The 16531-nt window shown below is 66.8% G+C and carries 18 protein-coding genes; 9 read left to right on the top strand and 9 right to left on the bottom strand.

The window, feature by feature from the left end; all coding sequences use genetic code 11:
- Positions 1-30: 30 nt before the first annotated feature.
- From NUV79_RS06270 to NUV79_RS06240, 7 genes are read left to right on the top strand one after another with little or no spacing between them, the layout of a single operon-like run.
- Positions 31-951: an AAA family ATPase gene (locus tag NUV79_RS06270; RefSeq protein WP_257732205.1), complete on the top strand. Its 921-nt coding sequence runs from the start codon at positions 31-33 to the stop codon at positions 949-951.
- A 34-nt stretch (positions 952-985) separates the two neighbouring features.
- Entirely contained in the window at positions 986-1366 is a 381-nt protein-coding gene (locus NUV79_RS06265; protein ID WP_257732204.1) for a nuclear transport factor 2 family protein, read from the top strand.
- Positions 1363-2562 (top strand): vWA domain-containing protein, encoded by a 1200-nt coding sequence (locus NUV79_RS06260; RefSeq protein ID WP_257732203.1) that lies wholly within the window; start codon positions 1363-1365, stop codon positions 2560-2562. The genes NUV79_RS06265 and NUV79_RS06260 overlap by 4 nt, the downstream gene beginning before the upstream one ends.
- 41 nt (positions 2563-2603) lie before the next feature.
- Positions 2604-2927 carry an XdhC family protein gene (locus NUV79_RS06255; protein ID WP_257732202.1) on the top strand — a complete coding sequence of 108 codons (324 nt, stop codon included), beginning with the start codon at positions 2604-2606 and terminating at the stop codon, positions 2925-2927.
- Between the two features lies 1 nt (position 2928).
- Positions 2929-3558, top strand: coding sequence for a LysE family translocator (locus NUV79_RS06250; RefSeq protein WP_257732201.1), 630 nt, complete (start codon positions 2929-2931; stop codon positions 3556-3558).
- Between the two features lie 3 nt (positions 3559-3561).
- On the top strand, positions 3562-4254 hold the full coding sequence (locus NUV79_RS06245) for an XdhC family protein (protein WP_257732200.1): 693 nt from the start codon (positions 3562-3564) through the stop codon (positions 4252-4254).
- A gap of 9 nt (positions 4255-4263) precedes the next feature.
- Complete coding sequence (locus tag NUV79_RS06240) at positions 4264-5865, top strand: NTP transferase domain-containing protein (RefSeq protein WP_257732199.1); 1602 nt, start codon at positions 4264-4266, stop codon at positions 5863-5865.
- A gap of 9 nt (positions 5866-5874) precedes the next feature.
- On the opposite strand, the gene bcsS is transcribed toward NUV79_RS06240, so the two are convergent.
- Positions 5875-6606 (bottom strand): cellulose biosynthesis protein BcsS, encoded by a 732-nt coding sequence (gene bcsS / locus NUV79_RS06235; RefSeq protein ID WP_257732198.1) that lies wholly within the window; start codon positions 6604-6606, stop codon positions 5875-5877.
- Between the two features lie 160 nt (positions 6607-6766).
- Here bcsS and NUV79_RS06230 point away from each other — a divergent pair, with 160 nt between their 5' ends.
- The gene (locus NUV79_RS06230) at positions 6767-7036 is read left to right on the top strand and encodes an usg protein (protein WP_257732346.1); all 270 of its coding nucleotides are present in this window, start codon (positions 6767-6769) and stop codon (positions 7034-7036) included.
- A gap of 130 nt (positions 7037-7166) precedes the next feature.
- Positions 7167-7754: an exopolysaccharide biosynthesis protein gene (locus tag NUV79_RS06225; RefSeq protein ID WP_374678902.1), complete on the top strand. Its 588-nt coding sequence runs from the start codon at positions 7167-7169 to the stop codon at positions 7752-7754.
- 28 nt (positions 7755-7782) lie between these two features.
- Here NUV79_RS06225 and NUV79_RS06220 read toward each other — a convergent pair whose 3' ends face one another.
- The 8 genes from NUV79_RS06220 to map form a co-directional block, all read right to left on the bottom strand.
- Positions 7783-10014 carry a putative bifunctional diguanylate cyclase/phosphodiesterase gene (locus tag NUV79_RS06220; protein WP_257732196.1) on the bottom strand — a complete coding sequence of 744 codons (2232 nt, stop codon included), beginning with the start codon at positions 10012-10014 and terminating at the stop codon, positions 7783-7785.
- A gap of 85 nt (positions 10015-10099) precedes the next feature.
- A complete protein-coding gene (locus tag NUV79_RS06215) occupies positions 10100-10849 on the bottom strand; it encodes a proteasome-type protease (RefSeq protein WP_257732195.1) in 750 nt (249 codons plus the stop codon).
- A 47-nt stretch (positions 10850-10896) separates the two neighbouring features.
- Entirely contained in the window at positions 10897-11724 is an 828-nt protein-coding gene (locus tag NUV79_RS06210) for a transglutaminase family protein (RefSeq protein ID WP_257732194.1), read from the bottom strand.
- A gap of 54 nt (positions 11725-11778) precedes the next feature.
- A complete protein-coding gene (locus NUV79_RS06205) occupies positions 11779-12720 on the bottom strand; it encodes an alpha-E domain-containing protein (protein WP_257732193.1) in 942 nt (313 codons plus the stop codon).
- A gap of 73 nt (positions 12721-12793) precedes the next feature.
- On the bottom strand, positions 12794-14209 hold the full coding sequence (locus tag NUV79_RS06200) for a circularly permuted type 2 ATP-grasp protein (RefSeq protein WP_257732192.1): 1416 nt from the start codon (positions 14207-14209) through the stop codon (positions 12794-12796).
- Positions 14210-14428: 219 nt separating this feature from the next.
- Complete coding sequence (locus NUV79_RS06195) at positions 14429-14791, bottom strand: DUF488 domain-containing protein (protein WP_257732191.1); 363 nt, start codon at positions 14789-14791, stop codon at positions 14429-14431.
- On the bottom strand, positions 14791-15528 hold the full coding sequence (gene radC / locus NUV79_RS06190; protein WP_257732190.1) for a RadC family protein: 738 nt from the start codon (positions 15526-15528) through the stop codon (positions 14791-14793). Before radC ends, NUV79_RS06195 begins: the two co-directional genes overlap by 1 nt.
- Positions 15525-16346, bottom strand: a complete 822-nt coding sequence (gene map, locus NUV79_RS06185; protein ID WP_257732189.1) for a type I methionyl aminopeptidase — start codon at positions 16344-16346, stop codon at positions 15525-15527. Before map ends, radC begins: the two co-directional genes overlap by 4 nt.
- Positions 16347-16531 lie beyond the last annotated feature (185 nt).

Here is a 16531-nt window from a genome sequence, read left to right as displayed (position 1 = left end):
TCGGCCGGGCAGGAGCGATAGAGATCGAACATGCTGACCGCTTCCCGTATCCCCGCATCCATCGACGCCACGCTCGCTCTGCTCCAGTCGCAGGGCTATGTCGCCGACCGCGCGCTCGCGACGGTGCTGTTCCTGGCGCTGCGGATGAAGCGGCCGCTGCTGCTGGAAGGCGAGGCCGGTACCGGCAAGACCGAGATCGCGAAGGTTCTGGCCGCAGGACTTGGAAGGCGCCTGATACGCTTGCAATGCTACGAGGGGCTCGATCTCGCCTCCGCCGTCTACGAATGGAATTATGCCGGGCAGATGATGGCGATCCGGTTGGCGGAGGCCGGCGGCGCTGCGGGAGATCGGGAGCGGTTAGAAGGCGACATCTTCTCCGAGAAATATCTGGTGAAGCGGCCGCTCCTGCAGGCTCTGGAGCCGCAGGAGGGCGGGGCTCCCATCCTGCTGATCGACGAGCTCGACCGGACCGACGAGGCTTTCGAGGCCTTCCTGCTCGAGGTGCTGGCCGATGCGCAGGTGACGATTCCCGAGCTCGGCACGATCCGGGCGGCCGAGCCGCCGATCGTGATTCTGACCTCGAACCGCACCCGCGAGATCCATGACGCGCTGAAGCGCCGCTGCCTCTACCACTGGGTCGGCTATCCCGATGCGGTGCGCGAGCTGGCGATCCTGAAGGCGAAGGTGCCGGATGCGCCGGCCAAGCTCTCGAAGCAGCTCGTCGCCTTCGTGCAGGCGATCCGCAAGGAGGAGCTGTTCAAGGCGCCGGGCGTCGCCGAGACGCTGGACTGGGCGACGGCGCTGGTGGAGCTCGATGCGGTGGCGCTCGATCCGGCCATCGTTTCGGATACGCTGGGGGCGCTGCTGAAGTATCAGGACGATATCCAGGTGATGCAGGGCTCGCAGGTGAAGGAACTTCTGGATCGGGCCAAGGCGGAGGCGGGGCGCTAAGGCTTCCCGCATCACGAAGCGAGAGGGTGCTGCCATGAACGCCGACATCAAGGCCGTCGAGGCGACGGTCCGGACCTATCTCGACGGGCTCTATGAGGGCGATGCCGAGAAGCTCGCCCATGTCTTCCATCCGACCAGCGCCCTGACCACGGCGCGTGACGATGGCGCGATCCAGATCGTGACGCGCGATGCCTGGCTCGGCGCCGTGCGCAACCGGCCGGCGCCGCAGGCGGCGGGCCTGCAGCGCGACGACCATATCCTGACCATCGATCTCGTCGGGCCGACGCTGGCGCTGGTCAAGGTGAAGTGCCAGATGCCGCCGCGCTATTTCACCGACCTGCTTTCGCTCCTGAAGATCGAGAGCCGCTGGCAGATCGTCCAGAAGGTGTTCATGACGGAGACGCGGGGCGCGTGAGCGGCAAGCTTGCCGAGAACGTCGCCTATTTCGCCCGTGCCTTGCGCGCGGCGGGGCTGCCGGTCGGGCCGGGCGCCGTGGTCGAGGCGATCGCGGCGCTGGAAGGTGGAGCGCTCGGTGGGCGCGACGACGTCTATTGGGCGCTGCACGCGGTCTTCGTGAAGAAGCACGAGGACACAGCCCTCTACGACCAAGCCTTCCGGCTGTTCTGGCGCCGGCGCAACCTGATCGAGAAGATCATGGCGCAGATGTCGCCGGTTTCGCCCCGCGCCGACAGCCAGCCGGAGAAGGCCGAGGCCGGGGCGCTCCGCGTCGCGGAAGCCTTCGCGCCACCGCCGCGCGACGACGAGCCGCCGAAGGAGCTGACCGAACTGACGGCGCGGCTCACCGTCTCCGATCGCGAGATGCTGAAATCGCGCGATTTCGCCCAGATGAGCGCGTCCGAGATCGCGCGCGCCAAGCAGCTCATCGCGGAGCTCAGGCTGCCCGACGACAGCATCGTGACGCGGCGTTTCCGGGCGGCGCATCGCGGCACGCGCATCGACCCGCGCCGGACCTTCCGGCAGTCGCTGCGCGGTGGCGGCGGCTCGATCGATCTCGCCTTCCGCGAGCAGCGCGAGGTGCATCCGCCCATCGTGGCGCTGGTCGATATCTCCGGCTCAATGGCCGAGTATTCGCGCATCTTCCTGCATTTCCTGCATGCGCTGACCGAGAAGCGTCGGCGCGTGCATTCCTTCGTCTTCGGCACGCGTCTGACCAATGTCACGCGGATGCTCAGGGCGCGCGACCCGGACGATGCGCTGGCCATGGCCGGCAAGGCCGCGCCGGACTGGGAGGGCGGCACGCGCATCGCGACCGCGCTGCATGATTTCAACCGGGTCTGGTCGCGGCGCGTGCTGGCGGGCGGCGCGATCGTGCTGCTCTTCACCGACGGGCTGGAGCGCCATCTCGATGACAGCCTCGGTTTCGAGATGGACCGGCTGCACCGCTCCTGCCGGCAGCTCGTCTGGCTGAATCCCTTGCTGCGCTACGACGCCTTCGCGGCACGGGCGAGCGGCATCCGGGCGATGCTGCCCCATGTCGACTCGTTCCGGCCGATCCACAATCTCGCAGCGATGGCCGATCTCTGCGCCGCGCTTTCGCTGGATGCAGGGCGGGAGAGCGATCCGCGCCTGTGGTTGAAGAAAGCCGGTTGAGGCATGATCTCAAGGGCCAGATTCAGGCGTAAGGTGACATCATGATCAGCACCGAAACCGACATCCTGCGCGCGGCCGAGGACTGGGCGCGCGGCGGCCGCGGCGTCGCCATCGCGACCGTGGTCGAGACCTGGGGCTCGGCGCCGCGCCCCGTCGGTTCGCATCTCGTCATCGACCAAGAGGGCAATTTCCTCGGCTCGGTCTCGGGCGGCTGCGTCGAGGGTGCCGTGGTGGCCGAGGCCGCCGACGTGATCGCCGACGGCAAGGCGCGGATGCTGGAATTCGGCGTCGCCGACGAGACAGCCTGGCAGGTGGGCTTGTCCTGCGGCGGGCGCATCAAGGTCTATGTCGAGAAGGTGAACTGAGATGGCCTCCTGGGAAACCCTCGTCGCCTTCGCGACGGTGACGGTCCTCGTCGCCTATTTTCCGGGGCCGGCGCTGCTCTACACCGCCGCCCAGACGATCAGCCACGGCCGCAAGGCCGGCCTGATGGCGATGCTTGGCATCCACCTCGGCTGCTACCTGCATGTCTTCGCCGCCGCCTTCGGGCTTTCCGCGGTGTTCAAGCATGTGCCGGAACTCTACATGGCCGTGAAGATCGCGGGCGCGCTCTACCTGATCTGGATCGGCATCGGCATGATCCGCTCGCGCATGGGCTCGCCCGACCAGCCGGTCGCGCCGCCCAAGACGGTGAAGCGCGCGCTGCTCGATTCCTTCATCGTCGAGATCCTGAACCCCAAGGTCGCGCTGTTCTTCATCGCGCTGCTGCCGCAGTTCGTCGATCCGGCTGCTGCGCTGCCGGTCTGGGTGCAGTTCCTGATCCTCGGCACGATCGTCAATTTCGCCTTCTCCTCGGCCGACCTCGTCACCGTCTTTGGTGCTTCGCTCGTCGTCGGCGCGATGAAGAAGACCAAGGCGAGCTTCGCCTTCGGGCGCTGGATCGGCGGTTCGCTGATGATCGCGCTCGGCCTGAAGCTCGCGACGGACAGGGGCTGAGCGGTGGAGCTTTCGACCCTCGCCGCGCTCAACGCCGAGCGGCGGGCGCGCCGCGCGGCCGTTCTGGTCAGCGATCTCGCCACGGGCTCACAGAGGTTGGTGAAGCAGGCCGCGATCGCCAGCGACCCGCTGGCGGAATTGCTGGAGCGGCAATTGCGCTCGGGCAAGAGCGGCATGGTCGAGGCGGAGGGGGCATCCTATTTCCTGACCGTGCAGGCGCCGCATCCGCGCGTGGTCGTGACCGGTGCCGTCCATATCTCGCAGGCCATGGCGCCGATGGCCCGGGCGCTCGATCTCGATCTCGCGGTGATCGACCCGCGCACCGCCTTCGCCACGCCCGAGCGCTTTCCGGACGTGACCTTGCTGGCCGAATGGCCGGAGGAGGCGCTTCCGCGAATCGGGCTCGATGCCTATACCGCCTTCGTCGCGCTGACGCATGATCCGAAGATCGACGATCCCGGCCTCGTCGCGGCCTTGCGCTCGGACTGCTTCTATGTCGGCGCGCTCGGCAGCCGGAAGACCCATGGCCGGCGGCTGGAGCGATTGGCGGAAGCCGGCTTCGACGAGACGGCGATGGCGCGCATCCGTGCGCCGATCGGGCTCGATATCGGCGCGGTCTCACCGGCCGAGATCGCGCTCGCGATCCTGGCCGAGATCGTCCAGACGCTGCGCGGCCCGCGCCGCAAGCCGGCCTGAGGGCGGACAATGAAATTCGGATCGGTCGCCATCGCGGACGCCGTCGGCTGCATCGCGGCGCATACCATCCGTGCCGACGTGACCATCGTGAAGAAGGGCGCGACCGTAACGGCCGATCTGGCCGCGAAGCTCAAGGCAGCCGGAGTCACCGAGATCGTCGCGGTCCGGCTGGAGCCGGGCGATATCGATGAGAATGCCGCGGCCGCGCGACTGGCCGAGCGGATGGTCGGCGATGCGATCATGGCGGAGGCGCCCTTCACCGGGCGGGTCAATCTGTTCGCCACGCAGGCGGGCGTGCTGCGCATCGATGTCGCGGCGATCGATGCCTTCAACGCCATTGACGAGGCGATAACCGTCGCGACCCTGCCAGCGCTGAAGGCGGTGGTCGCAGGCGAGCTCGTCGCGACCGTCAAGATCATTCCCTATGCGGTGCCGCAGGCGCTGGTGGAACAGGCGCTCGCTGCGTTCGGCAGCGCCGCGCCGGTCTCCGTCGCGCCCTATCGCCCGTCGAACGTGGCGGTGATCTCGACGCTGCTGCCGGGGCTGAAGCCGAGTGTGGTCGACAAGACCCTGCGCATCATGCGCGACCGATTGGAGCCTGCGGAGGCGGTGCTGGCCGCCGACAAGCGCGTGCCGCACGAAGCCGAGCCATTGGCTGCCGCCATCGCCGAACAGGCGGCGGGGAAGGCGGACATCATCGTCGTCTTCGGCGCTTCGGCGATTACCGACAGGCGGGACGTGATTCCGCAGGCATTGGTGGAAGCCGGCGGCGAGGTCGAGCATCTCGGCATGCCGGTCGATCCCGGCAACCTGCTGATGCTCGGCCGCATCGCCGGCAAGCCGGTGATCGGTGCTCCCGGCTGCGCCCGCTCGCCCAAGGAAAACAGCTTCGACTGGGTGTTGCAGCGCTATCTCGCGGGTGTTCCCGTCGGGCGCAGCGATGTCCAGAAGATGGGCGTCGGCGGCCTTCTGATGGAGATCGTCTCGCGGCCGCAACCGCGCGCTCCGGGTTCAGCCGAGAGCGGGCCGCTTGCCGGCGTCGTGTTGGCCGCCGGGCAATCGACGCGGATGGGTGCCGAAAACAAGCTGCTGCAACCGCTGCGGGGCAAGCCGATCCTGCGCCACGCCGTCGAGGCACAGCTGGAAGCGGGCTTGAGCCCGGTCATCGTGGTGACCGGCCATCAGCGCGTCGAGGTCGAGGCCGCGCTGGCGGAGTTGCCGGTCCAGCTCGTCCATAATCCCGATTATGCATCGGGCCTTGCCGGCTCGCTGAAGGCCGGCGTTGCCGCGCTGCCGTCCGCGGTGCCGGCGGCGGTGATCTCGCTCGGTGACATGCCGAATGTCACGCCGTCCGTGATTGAGCGTCTCGTGGAAGCCCATCGCGGACAGCCCGAGGCGTTGGCGGCCGTGCCGACGCTGTTCGGCCAGCGCGGCAATCCGGTGCTGCTCGCGCGGGCGATCTTCCCTGCCGTGTCGCTGTTGAGCGGCGATCGCGGCGCGCGGCGACTGCTCGACGAGGCCGGAGAGCGCGTGATCGAGGTCGCCTTCGAAGATCCGGCGATCGCGATCGATGTCGATACGCCGGAGGCTCTGCGGGCGCTGCGGGGCTGAGGGCGGGGGTCAGCGCAGCCAATGCAGCCCGAGCGTGCCGTAATACTCGGAGGGCCTGTTGCTCGTCGATTGGAGGCCGCCGGACAGGCGCCATTCCAGCCCGAGAAAGCGCAGGCCGGTGAGATGCAGGCCGAGGCGCAGCTTGCGGTAGTCGCGTTCGCGATAGGCCTCGAATTCCGGCCCGACATAGAAGCCGGCCGGCACCTGCCAGCCCGGCGCGACACGCGCCCAGAGGCGGCCGTTGATCGTCGACAGATAGCCATTGGCCTGGACGATCATCCCCGGCGTCGGAACGATCCAGAGATCGGCCTGCACCCTGGCGCCGTAGCGGGTTCTGATGACGGAGGGGCCGAAAACCTCCATCTGCTGCTCGGTTTCGACATCTGAGCCGGCATAAAGCGCGAGAAAGCTGTCGCCGATGCGCCATTCATAGCCGATCAGCGCCTGCGACTCGGCCTTGTAGGTCGTGCCATGCGGCTTGCTGCGGCGGGTCTCTTCCTGCGCGCCGCCGGCCTTGACGAAGAGGCGGAAGCCGCTGTCGGTGATGCTGCTGCCGAGCGCGCGCTTCATCCCGACCGAGAGGAAGGTCTTGGTCGGCCCGGCCTCCATGGAGCCGAAGATCACCATCGAGAGTGGGCTGCGCTCAGGCTCTTCCTCCTCGGCGCTGGCGGTGCAGATCGAGGCGGCGGCGAAGCTCATCGCCAGCCCGGCCAGCCCGGCCTTGCCCACCCGATACGCCACGCAAGCCCCCACGCCCGTCGTCGCGCATGCTGCCATGTCCGGCAGCCTGCCTCAGGATTGCAGCAGTTTGTCAGTAGGCTGGCAAGCCTTTGTTAACCAGGCGGGAGCAGGCTCGATCTATCCGGCAAAGCTTTCAGTCCGTTGCGGAGGGGAGGTGGCGATGGTTTCGACCGATTTCATGCGGCAACTCGAAGGCTATGGGCTGACCACGGCGACGATCCTCTACCGGATGCCGGATCATCTCAGCGTCCTGCAAACCTATATCTGGCAGCAATACGACCTGGCGCCGCGCTTTCCCGTGCTTCAGGACTTCCTGGCGTTCTGGAAGCGCGAGCTGGAGGGGCCGCTTCACTCGGTTACGGTCGCGCATTCGCGCCTGATCAGGCCGGCGGAAATCCGCAACGTGAATGGCGTGTTCACCCTGCACTGAACGTCGTGCCGATCTGCCGGCTTGAGCCTGGGGCATTGAAAGCCTGCGTCCGGCTCGCTTGTTGGCGGGCGTGTGCCCATGCTAGGCGGGCGCTTCCGCTTCGGCACGGCCTGCTCCCTTGTCATCTCCTTTGCGTACATCCGGACTTCTGACGGCGCTGGCGGGCCTGCCGGGAGACCGCATCGCCGTCGGCACGATCATCGCCGCGCTGCAGGACCGGGCCTATGCTTTGCTCGTCGTCCTGCTCGGCTTGCCGAACTGCCTGCCGATGCCGCCGCCGATTCCGCTGGTCTGTGGGCTGGTGCTCGCTTTCGTCGCCGTGCAGATGCTGACGGGGCGGCGGATGCCGTGGCTGCCGCAGGCGCTGCTGACACGCAGCATCGGCAAGCCCGAGCTCAACCGGGCGGTGGCGCGGGCGCTGCCGGCGCTGACCTGGCTGGAACGCTTCTCCAAGCCGCGCCTGACCATGCTGGGCGGGGCTTACGCCATTCCGGTGCTGGGGCTGGTGATCCTCGTCCTGGCGCTCGGCCTGATCGTGGCGGCGCCCTTTATCGGCCAGATCCCGCTCGGGCTCGCGGTCTGTCTCGTCGGGCTCGGGCTCGTCGAGCGGGACGGGTTGCTGATCATCATCGGGGCTGTGGTCGGTGCTGCCGGCCTGCTGCTCAGCGCCGGCTTTGCCTACGCGATCTTCAGCGGCATCCACGAGCTGTTCTTCTGAAGGTCCGCCGCGCGCCCGGCTCGTGGTATCAGGCGGCGGCGAGGATTTCGGCGAAAGGATTGTCGAGGCCGAGAAGGCGGTCGATCTCGCTCGCGGGCACCGCCTTGGAGAACAGGAAGCCCTGCAATTCGTGGCAGCCGATTGCTTGCAGGAAGCGGTGCTGCTCGGCGGTCTCGACGCCCTCGGCACAGACCCGCAGGCCGAGCGCCCGCCCGAGATGGGCCATCGAATGGACGAGGATCGCGGATTCGCCCGTCGCTTCCATGTATTCGAGGAAGGAGCGGTCGATCTTGATCTTGTCGAAGGCGAAGCGGCGCAGATAGATCAAGCTCGAATAGCCGGTGCCGAAATCGTCGAGCGCAAGGCCGACGCCATGGGCGCGGATGTCCATCATCGCGGCTTCGGCCGCATCGGCATCCTCGATCAGCACGCCTTCGGTGAGTTCCAGCTCGAGCTGGGCCGGGTCGAAATCCGTCTCCTCGATGGTGCGGATGACGTTGGCGACGAAGTCCTTGTGGCGGAACTGGATCGGCGAGACGTTGACCGCGAGGCGGACGCCCTTCCAGCGCTTGGCCTCGGTGCAGGCGCGCCGCAGCACCCATTCGCTGAGCGGCACGATCAGGCCGCGTTCCTCGGCGATGGCGATGAAATCCGAGGGCGGGATCATGCCATGGGCCGGGTGCTGCCAGCGCACCAGTGCCTCGACGCCGACGATGGTCGAGCCGTCGACGGAAACCTGAGGCTGGTAGTGCAGCATCAGCTGGTCGTTATCGATGGCGTGGCGCAGATCGTCCTCGACCATCCGCTTCAGCTGCATCGAGCGGTTCATCTGCGACTCGAAGAAGGCATAGCGGTTACGGCCGCTGTTCTTGGCTTCATAGAGCGCGGTATCGGCGAGCTTGAGCAGGGCCTCGCGGCTGATGCCGTCACGCGGCGCCATGGCGATGCCGATCGAGGAGCCGATCGTGACCTCGGCGCCGGTGATGCTGAACGGCTCGGAGAGGCTGGCGAGGATGCGCTCGCCGAGCGCGGCGCAGCCGGCCGGCGTCGCGGAATGGGTCTGGATGATGCCGAACTCGTCGCCGCCGAGGCGTGCCACGGTGTCGCCGACCTGAACCGCGCCGGACAGGCGGACCGCGACCTGGCGGATGAGCTCGTCGCCGGCGGTGTGGCCATAGGTGTCGTTAACGGCCTTGAAGCGATCGAGGTCGATCAGCAGCACGGCGAGGCTCGGGCCGTCATCATGGATATGGGCGAGCGTCTGGTCGAGCGTCAGGTCGAAGCTGCGGCGGTTCGGCAGCAGGGAGAGTTCGTCCTGCCCGGCGAGGCGCTGGATCTGGCGCTCGCGGAGCTCGATCTGCTCGGCGGATGAACGCAGGCGCTGCACGACGAAGACGAAGATCGCCGAGAACAGCAGCGCGACGGCGATCAGCGCCCAGAGGAAGCGGCGCAGCATGACGTCGCCGGGGCGTGCCGGCGACCAGGTCAGCCAGGCGCCGATCTTGCCGTCGGCGGCGCGCAGGCCGAGTTTCGACACCGGGTCTGCCGGCTGTGTGGTGGCGAGCTGGATATCGACGATGCGGTTGCGTTCGGCGAGGTCCGACATCAGGGCGCTGGACAGATGGCGGTAGGCAACGAAGGAGACGGGCGCCGGGCCGCTGTCGGAGCTGAACGAGGCGATGCGCGTAAGGTCGATCACGGTCAGGATCAGCGTCTCCCCACCATCGGTGATGACGGTGGAGCGGGCCGCGCCGAACTGGGGCGTGACCTCGTCGCCGATCACGGCCGCGACGAAGGAGCTCTTCGCGCCGCGCTGCAAGGCCTCGATATGGTGCGGGCCGTCAGTGTTGCCGTGATCCGCCACGGCCGGGTTCTCGACCCAGGCCAGGACGGAGCTGCCGGTCCCCCCGATATAGGCGCCGTCGAAATCCATCAGCTGGCCGCTCAGGCGCTTGAGGGCGGCTTGAAGCACGGCGTTGGTCACGCCGGGCTGCTGCAAGGCTTCGGGCAGGTCGCCGGCCGCGACGAGGCGCTCGAGCCTCAATTCGCTCAGCTTGATCTGTCCGTTGATGGCGGCTTCGATTCGTTCGGCCTGACGTTGCGCCTCAAGACGATTGGCTTCGCGGGTGATCGCGACGACGACGCCGATCCCGGCGGCCATGAGCAGCAGGAAGGCGCAGCCCAGCGTGACCACCGTGCTCGCGAACATGCGAGCGGAGGAGCCCGCATTCGTCATCTTCGCGGCGGTGGGCAAGGGCATTATTCGTCCGGAAATGGGTCTTCGTGCTGTGACTTAAGGCCTTAAGTGTTGACATCCCGTTGCCTGCATCCGGGTTGCCGCCAGGTCAAGTCCCAGATGGCCCGTAGGGCGGGCGCGGTATCGCCATATGGGCCGCCCTAAGCGCGGCAGACCAGCGTTCGCGCAGGTCGTGGAAATAGGGTTCGCCCGCCTCGATCCGGCGGTTGAGCTCGAAATCGTCGGCGTCACGCCGGATCACGACCAGATCGATCGGCAGGCCGACGCCGAGATTCGAGCGCATGGTCGAATCCATCGAGATCAGCCCGACCTTGAGTGCATCGTAGAGATGGGTCTTGAAGGTGACGGCGCGGTCGAGGATCGGCTTGCCGTATTTGTGCTCGCCGATCTGCAGGAACGGTGAGTCGATCCCGCATTCGATGAAGTTGCCGGCGCTGTAGACCATGAACAGGCGCATCGGCTGCCCCTTGATCTGGCCGCCGAACAACATGCCGATCTCGAACTTGACGCCGGCATCCTCCAGCGCCGGGCCGTCGATGTCGCGGACATGGCGAATGCAGCGGCCGACGAGCTGGGCTGCCCTGAACATCGAGCTGGCGTTCTGCAGCGTATCGAGCTCGCCGGTATCGGGATTGGGCAGTCCCTCGTGGAGGAAGCTCACCACCGACTGGGTGATCGAGAGGTTCCCGGCTGTCATCAGGCCGAAATTGCGGTCGCCCGGCCAGTTGAAGACATGGAGCTTGCGGAAGGTCGAGATGTCGTCGAGCCCGGCATTGGTGCGGGTGTCGGCGATCATGACGAGCCCGTCCTGCACGAGGATTCCGGCGCAATAAGTCACGGGTTCGGTCCCTGTCTTCCTGGCCATGCCCGCTGTAGGGGCGGCTGTTACTGGTTGGCGCCGCGGCCTTCGGTCTCGCGGGCGCTGACGAGCACGTTGAGGTTCTCGCCTTCGCCGCCCTGGCGCGAGCCGCGGACAGGTGCGGCATCCGCGTAGTCGAGCCCTATCGCAACCCGCACATGCGTGTCGATCGGGCACAGCGCATTGGCGCAGTCGAAGCCGATCCAGCCATAGTCGTCGAGATGGACTTCGGCCCAGGCATGGGCGCCGTTGCCATGCGGCAGGCTGTCGGACTGCGCGACATAGCCCGAGACATAGCGTGCGGGCAGGCCGAGATGGCGGGCGCAGGCCATGAAGACATGAGCGACGTCCTGCGCGATCGCCTCGCGTGCCGCGAAGGCCGCGGCCGCGCCGACGCCGGTGCGTCCGCTGGCCTCGACGCAATCGATGCGGTCACTGACAGCGTTCATCAAAGCATGCATGCGCGAGAGCGGCGTGCCGGCGCCGGCCGTGACCTCCTCGGCGAAGCTGCGCAGGGCTTCGTCCTGCTCCGTCAGGAGCGTGTCGCGGCAATAGACCTCGCAGGGCACGCGCTCCAGCCCGCCGCGGACGGCGCCGGCGAGGTCAATGGTCTCGATCAGGCCGTCGATGCGGATGGCGAGCGAGGAGATCGGCCCGTCGGCATAGAATGAGTGCACGATATTGCCATGGGCATCCTGCGAGGCGCGCAGGCGGCCGTCGACATTCGGCTCGATGCGCCAGGACATGACGTGCTGGCCGTCATGGTCGCGCGGCGTCAGCCGCAGGATCTGCGTGATATGGCGGGCCGGCTCGGCATAGTCGTAGCCGATCGTATGGGAAATCCTGATCCGCATGATCCAGTCCGGGGCAGGGTTACGGCAGTCGCACGGCGAGCATGCGCGAGCGGCTCATTGCAGATACTGCTCGAAGATGGTGTTGCCGAGGCGGTTGTTCTCGGTGATGAACTCCTCGATGAATTCATGCAGCCCGTGCACGAAGACGTCGTCGATCCGCGTATTGCTGAGATTGGCAAGCGTCTTGCGGGCCTGACGCTGGGCCGGCCCCTGGCGGCCATAGGCATCGCCGAGCGAATCGAGGAAGCGCGAGATGCTCTCGTAGCAGGCTGCGAGCGAGCGTGGCATGCGCCGGTTCAGCACCAGGAGGTCGGCGACGAGGATCGGCTTCACCGCCTCGCGGTAGACCCAGTGATAGGCGGTGAGCGCCGAGACCTCGCGCAGCACCGTGGTCCACTGGAAATAGTCGAGCGAGCCGCCGACCTGCTCATCGGCCGGCAGCAGGACATGGTATTTCACGTCGAGGATGCGGGCGGTGTTGTCGGCGCGTTCGAGATAGACGCCGAGCCGCGAGAACCAGTAGCTGTCGTCGCGCAGCATCGTCCGGTAGGCCGAGCCGTCGAAGACCAGCGAGACGTTCTTCACCCAGTCGAGAAAGCGCGCGAATTCCTCGCGGTCCATGCGCTTCTTCTCGAAGCGCTGCAGCTCCAGCCAGGCGCCATTCAGCGCATCCCACATCTCCGAGGTCAGCGCGGTGCGCACGGCTCGGGCGTTCGAGCGGGCCTGGGCGAGGCAGTTGCGGATCGAGGACGGGTTGTCGGGACTGAAGGTCAGGAAGTCGCAGACATTGCGTTCATTGGCCTCGCCATAGGCCTTGGCGAAGGCCTCCTCGCAGCCGGCAGTCAGGACCGCGCTCTGCCATTCCGTGCCGGCGCCGCCATAGGTGGTCGGCAGGTTGGTGAGGCGCGTCGTCGCGTCGAGGATGCGGGCGAGATATTCGGCCCGCTCGACATAGCGGGAAACCCAGTAGAGGCTATCTGCGGTACGCGAAAGCATGATCAGCGTGTGCCTTTCCGCGGGATGGCAGGCTGTTGCGGGGGAAGGGCTGGCGAGGGGGTGGCCGGGATGCTCATGCGTCGAGCACCCAGGTATCCTTGGTGCCGCCGCCCTGGCTGGAATTGACGACGAGCGAACCTTCCTTGAGCGCGACGCGCGTCAGTCCACCGGGCACGCAGGAGATGCCATTGGCGCCCGAGAGCACATAGGGGCGCAGGTCGACATGGCGTGGCGCAACGCCCGAGGCGACGAAGGTCGGGCAGGTCGAGAGCGCCAGGGTCGGCTGCGCGATGAAGCCCTCGGGTTGGGCCTTGAGCTTGCGCCGGAAGGTCTCGATCTGCGCCTTGTTGGCGTGCGGGCCGACGAGCATGCCGTAGCCGCCGGAGCCGTTGACCTCCTTGACGACGAGCTTCTCCAGATTGTCGAGCACATAGGCATTGGCCTCGGGCTCGCGGCACCTGTAGGTCGGGACGTTCTTCAGGATCGGCTCCTCGCCGGTGAAGAACTTCACGATCTCAGGCATGTAGCTATAGACCGCCTTGTCGTCGGCGACGCCGGTGCCGACCGCGTTCGCCAGCGTGACGTTGCCGGCCTTGTAGGCGCCGATGATGCCGGGGACGCCGAGCACGGAATCGCTGCGGAAGGCGAGCGGATCGATGAAGTCGTCGTCGATGCGCCGGTAGATCACGTCGACGCGCTTCGGCCCCTGGGTCGTGCGCATGTAGACGACATCGTCCTTGACCAGCAGGTCCGAGCCCTCGACCAGCTCGACGCCGAGCTTGTCGGCCAGGAACGAGTGCTCGTAGAAGGCCGAGTTGTACTGGCCGGGCGTGAGCAGGCAGATCGTCGGGTCCGACGAGGCGCTTCGCGGCGCGACCGAGCGCAGGGTCGCCAGCAGCTGGTCCGGGTAGTTGTCGACCGGCGCGACGCGATGCGTCGAGAACAGCTCCGGGAAGAGCCGCAGCATTACCTCGCGGTTCTCCATCATGTAGGAGACGCCGGAGGGCGTGCGGGCATTGTCCTCAAGCACGTAGAAGGTATCGGCGTCGACGCGCACCACATCGATGCCGGCGATATGGCAGTAGATGTCGTGCGGGACCTTGAAGTCGACCATTTCGAGCTGGTAGCAGGCGTTGCGATAGACCAGGTCGGGCGGGATGATGCCGGCCTTCAGGCATTCCTTGGGGCCGTAGACATCGGCCAGGAACATGTTGAGGGCGGTGACGCGCTGGCGCAGGCCCGCTTCCAGCTTGGTCCATTCCGGCTTGGTCAGCACGCGCGGAATGATGTCGAAGGGGATCAGGCGCTCGGTCGATTCCTCGTCGCCATAGACCGCGAAGGTGATGCCGATGCGGCGGAAGAACAGCTCCGCCTGGCTGCGCCTGAGCGCCAGCATTTCGGGCGGCGCTTCCTTCAGCCAGCGATCCAGAGCCTCGTAGGCAGGCCTCAGCTCGGCGCCCGAACCGGTCATTTCATCGAATGCGACCATGCAGCCCTCTTCCCCGTTGAAACCAGCCTATGCGCATTCGCGGCCGTTCGGGAAGAGGGAGAATAGCTGCGCAATTGATCAGGTCCGCCTTTTTCATGGGCAGTATTGATCAGGTAGAGTTTACTTGAGTTTATCTTGGCAAAGCTGAACCAGCCCGCAGAGAGCGGCTGTTCCTTCGTGGCGCCGCGTAGGGCGGCCGTGCCTGCGCTATTCTTGGACCTAATTCGGGCGGCCGTCCAGCCATAGGCGCAGGGCCAGCGCATTGTTCCGATTCTCGTCCCTGGCGGCGTAGAGCAGGGCTACCGGGCCCTTCCTGCGTTCGGCGTCGAGGGCTGCGAGAGCCGACTGCGCCGACGGGCTGCCAAGCTCTGTCGCATAGGCGGCGCGGAACTCGTCCCAGCGGTCGGGATGGCCGTGGAATTCGTGGCGCAGCGCATCGCTCGGCGCGAGGTCCTTGAGCCAGAGGTCGATCTTGTCCTTCGACACGCCGCGCGGCCAGAGCCTATCGACGAGGATGCGCGTGCCGTCGCCGGGGGCGGGGGCGGGGGAATCGTAGACGCGCTTCACCGTGAGTTGCGTCATCAGATCAGTCCGAGGCTGCGGAAGCTGGCATGGCCGTCGCGGCCGACGATGATGTGGTCATGGATGGCAACGCCCAGGGGCTTGGCGATGTCGACGAGCTCGCGCGTCATCCGCATGTCGGCACCGGACGGCGTCGGGTCGCCGGAAGGGTGGTTGTGGACGAGGATGATCGCGGAGGCCGAGAGTTCAAGCGCGCGGCGCATCACCTCGCGCGGATAGACCGGGGTGTGGTCGACCGTGCCGGTCTGCTGGACCTCGTCGGCGATCAGGATGTTCTTCTTGTCGAGGAAGAGGATGCGGAACTGCTCGCGCTCGGCGAAAGCCATCGCCATCCGGCAATAATCGAGCACCGAGGACCAGGAGGAGAGGACCGGCCGCTTGCCGACCGCGCCCTTGGCCATGCGCTTCAGGGAGGCTTCGACGACCTTGAGGTCGAGTGCGACGGTTTCGCTGACGCCGTCGATCTCTGCGAGACGTGCGGCGGGGGCGCCAAGCACTTCGGCGAAGGAGCCGAAGCGCTGGATCAGCTCCTTGGCGAGCGGCTTGACGTCGCGCCGCGGGATCGATCGAAAGAGCAGCAGCTCCAGCAATTCGTAATCCGGCAGCGTCTCGGCACCGGCTTCCCGGAAGCGGGTGCGCAGGCGGTCGCGGTGGCCGTGGTAATGCGGCGTGTCGGAGTCGGCAGGGGTGGCCGGCGAGGGCGCCTTTCGCGATCCCTTGCCGATGCCCGCGCTCATTTCGCGAGCGGATTGCCGAGGCCGGCGGGAGAGAGCGTGAAGATCTCGCAGCCCTGCTCGGTGACGCCGATCTGATGCTCGAACTGTGCGGAGAGCGACCGGTCGCGAGTCACGGCGGTCCAGCCGTCCGAGAGCACCTTCACGCCCGCCTTGCCGAGATTGATCATCGGCTCGATGGTGAAGACCATGCCGGGCTTCAGCAGAACGCCTTCGCCCGGGCTGCCGTAATGGAGGATGTTCGGGGCGTCGTGGAAGAGCTGGCCGATGCCGTGGCCGCAGAAATCGCGCACCACCGAGCAGCGCTCTGCCTCGGCATAGCGCTGGATGGCGAAGCCGATATCGCCGGTGGTCGCGCCGGCGCGCACCGCCTTGATGCCGCGCTGCAGGCTTTCATAGGTGATCTCGATCAGGCGCTCGGCCTTCCGCGAGATTTCGCCGACGCCGTACATGCGGCTGGAATCGCCGTGCCAGCCATCGACGATCAGCGTGTAGTCGATATTGACGACATCGCCCTCGCGCAGCGGCTTGTCGTCGGGAATGCCGTGACAGACGACATGGTTGATCGAGGTGCAGATCGACTTGGTGTAGCCGCGATAGAACAGCGTCGCCGGATAGGCGCCGTTATCCATGGCGAACTGGAAGGCGAGGTCGTCGAGGCGCTGCGTGGTGACGCCGGGCTTGACGTAGGACCCGAGCATGTCGAGGCCGGCAGCCGTCAGCCGGCCGGCCTTGTGCATGGCCGCGAAGGCCTCGGGGCCGTGAATCTTGATGGCGGGCTCGCGCGAACGCGAGCGGCCGATGGTGTCTTCGAAGGTCATTGCGCGCGGAAAACTCCTTGCCTCCTTATCTATTGCGTTTGCCGGCGCACGCAAGCCGATTGGCGCGTTGCGCGCGGGTCGGATTCCCGCGCTGTCGCATGGGCAGGGTGCGCGGGCGATCGTTGTGCTGACGTTGGGGGAATTGTAACTTTTTTGGGGCAGCTTGCCGCCCGCACCTTTCGTCT

Origin of the sequence: Allobosea sp. 47.2.35, assembly GCF_024655635.1 — a bacterium.
Lineage (GTDB): Bacteria > Pseudomonadota > Alphaproteobacteria > Rhizobiales > Beijerinckiaceae > Allobosea.
This window is presented reverse-complemented; position numbering and strand designations above follow the sequence as displayed.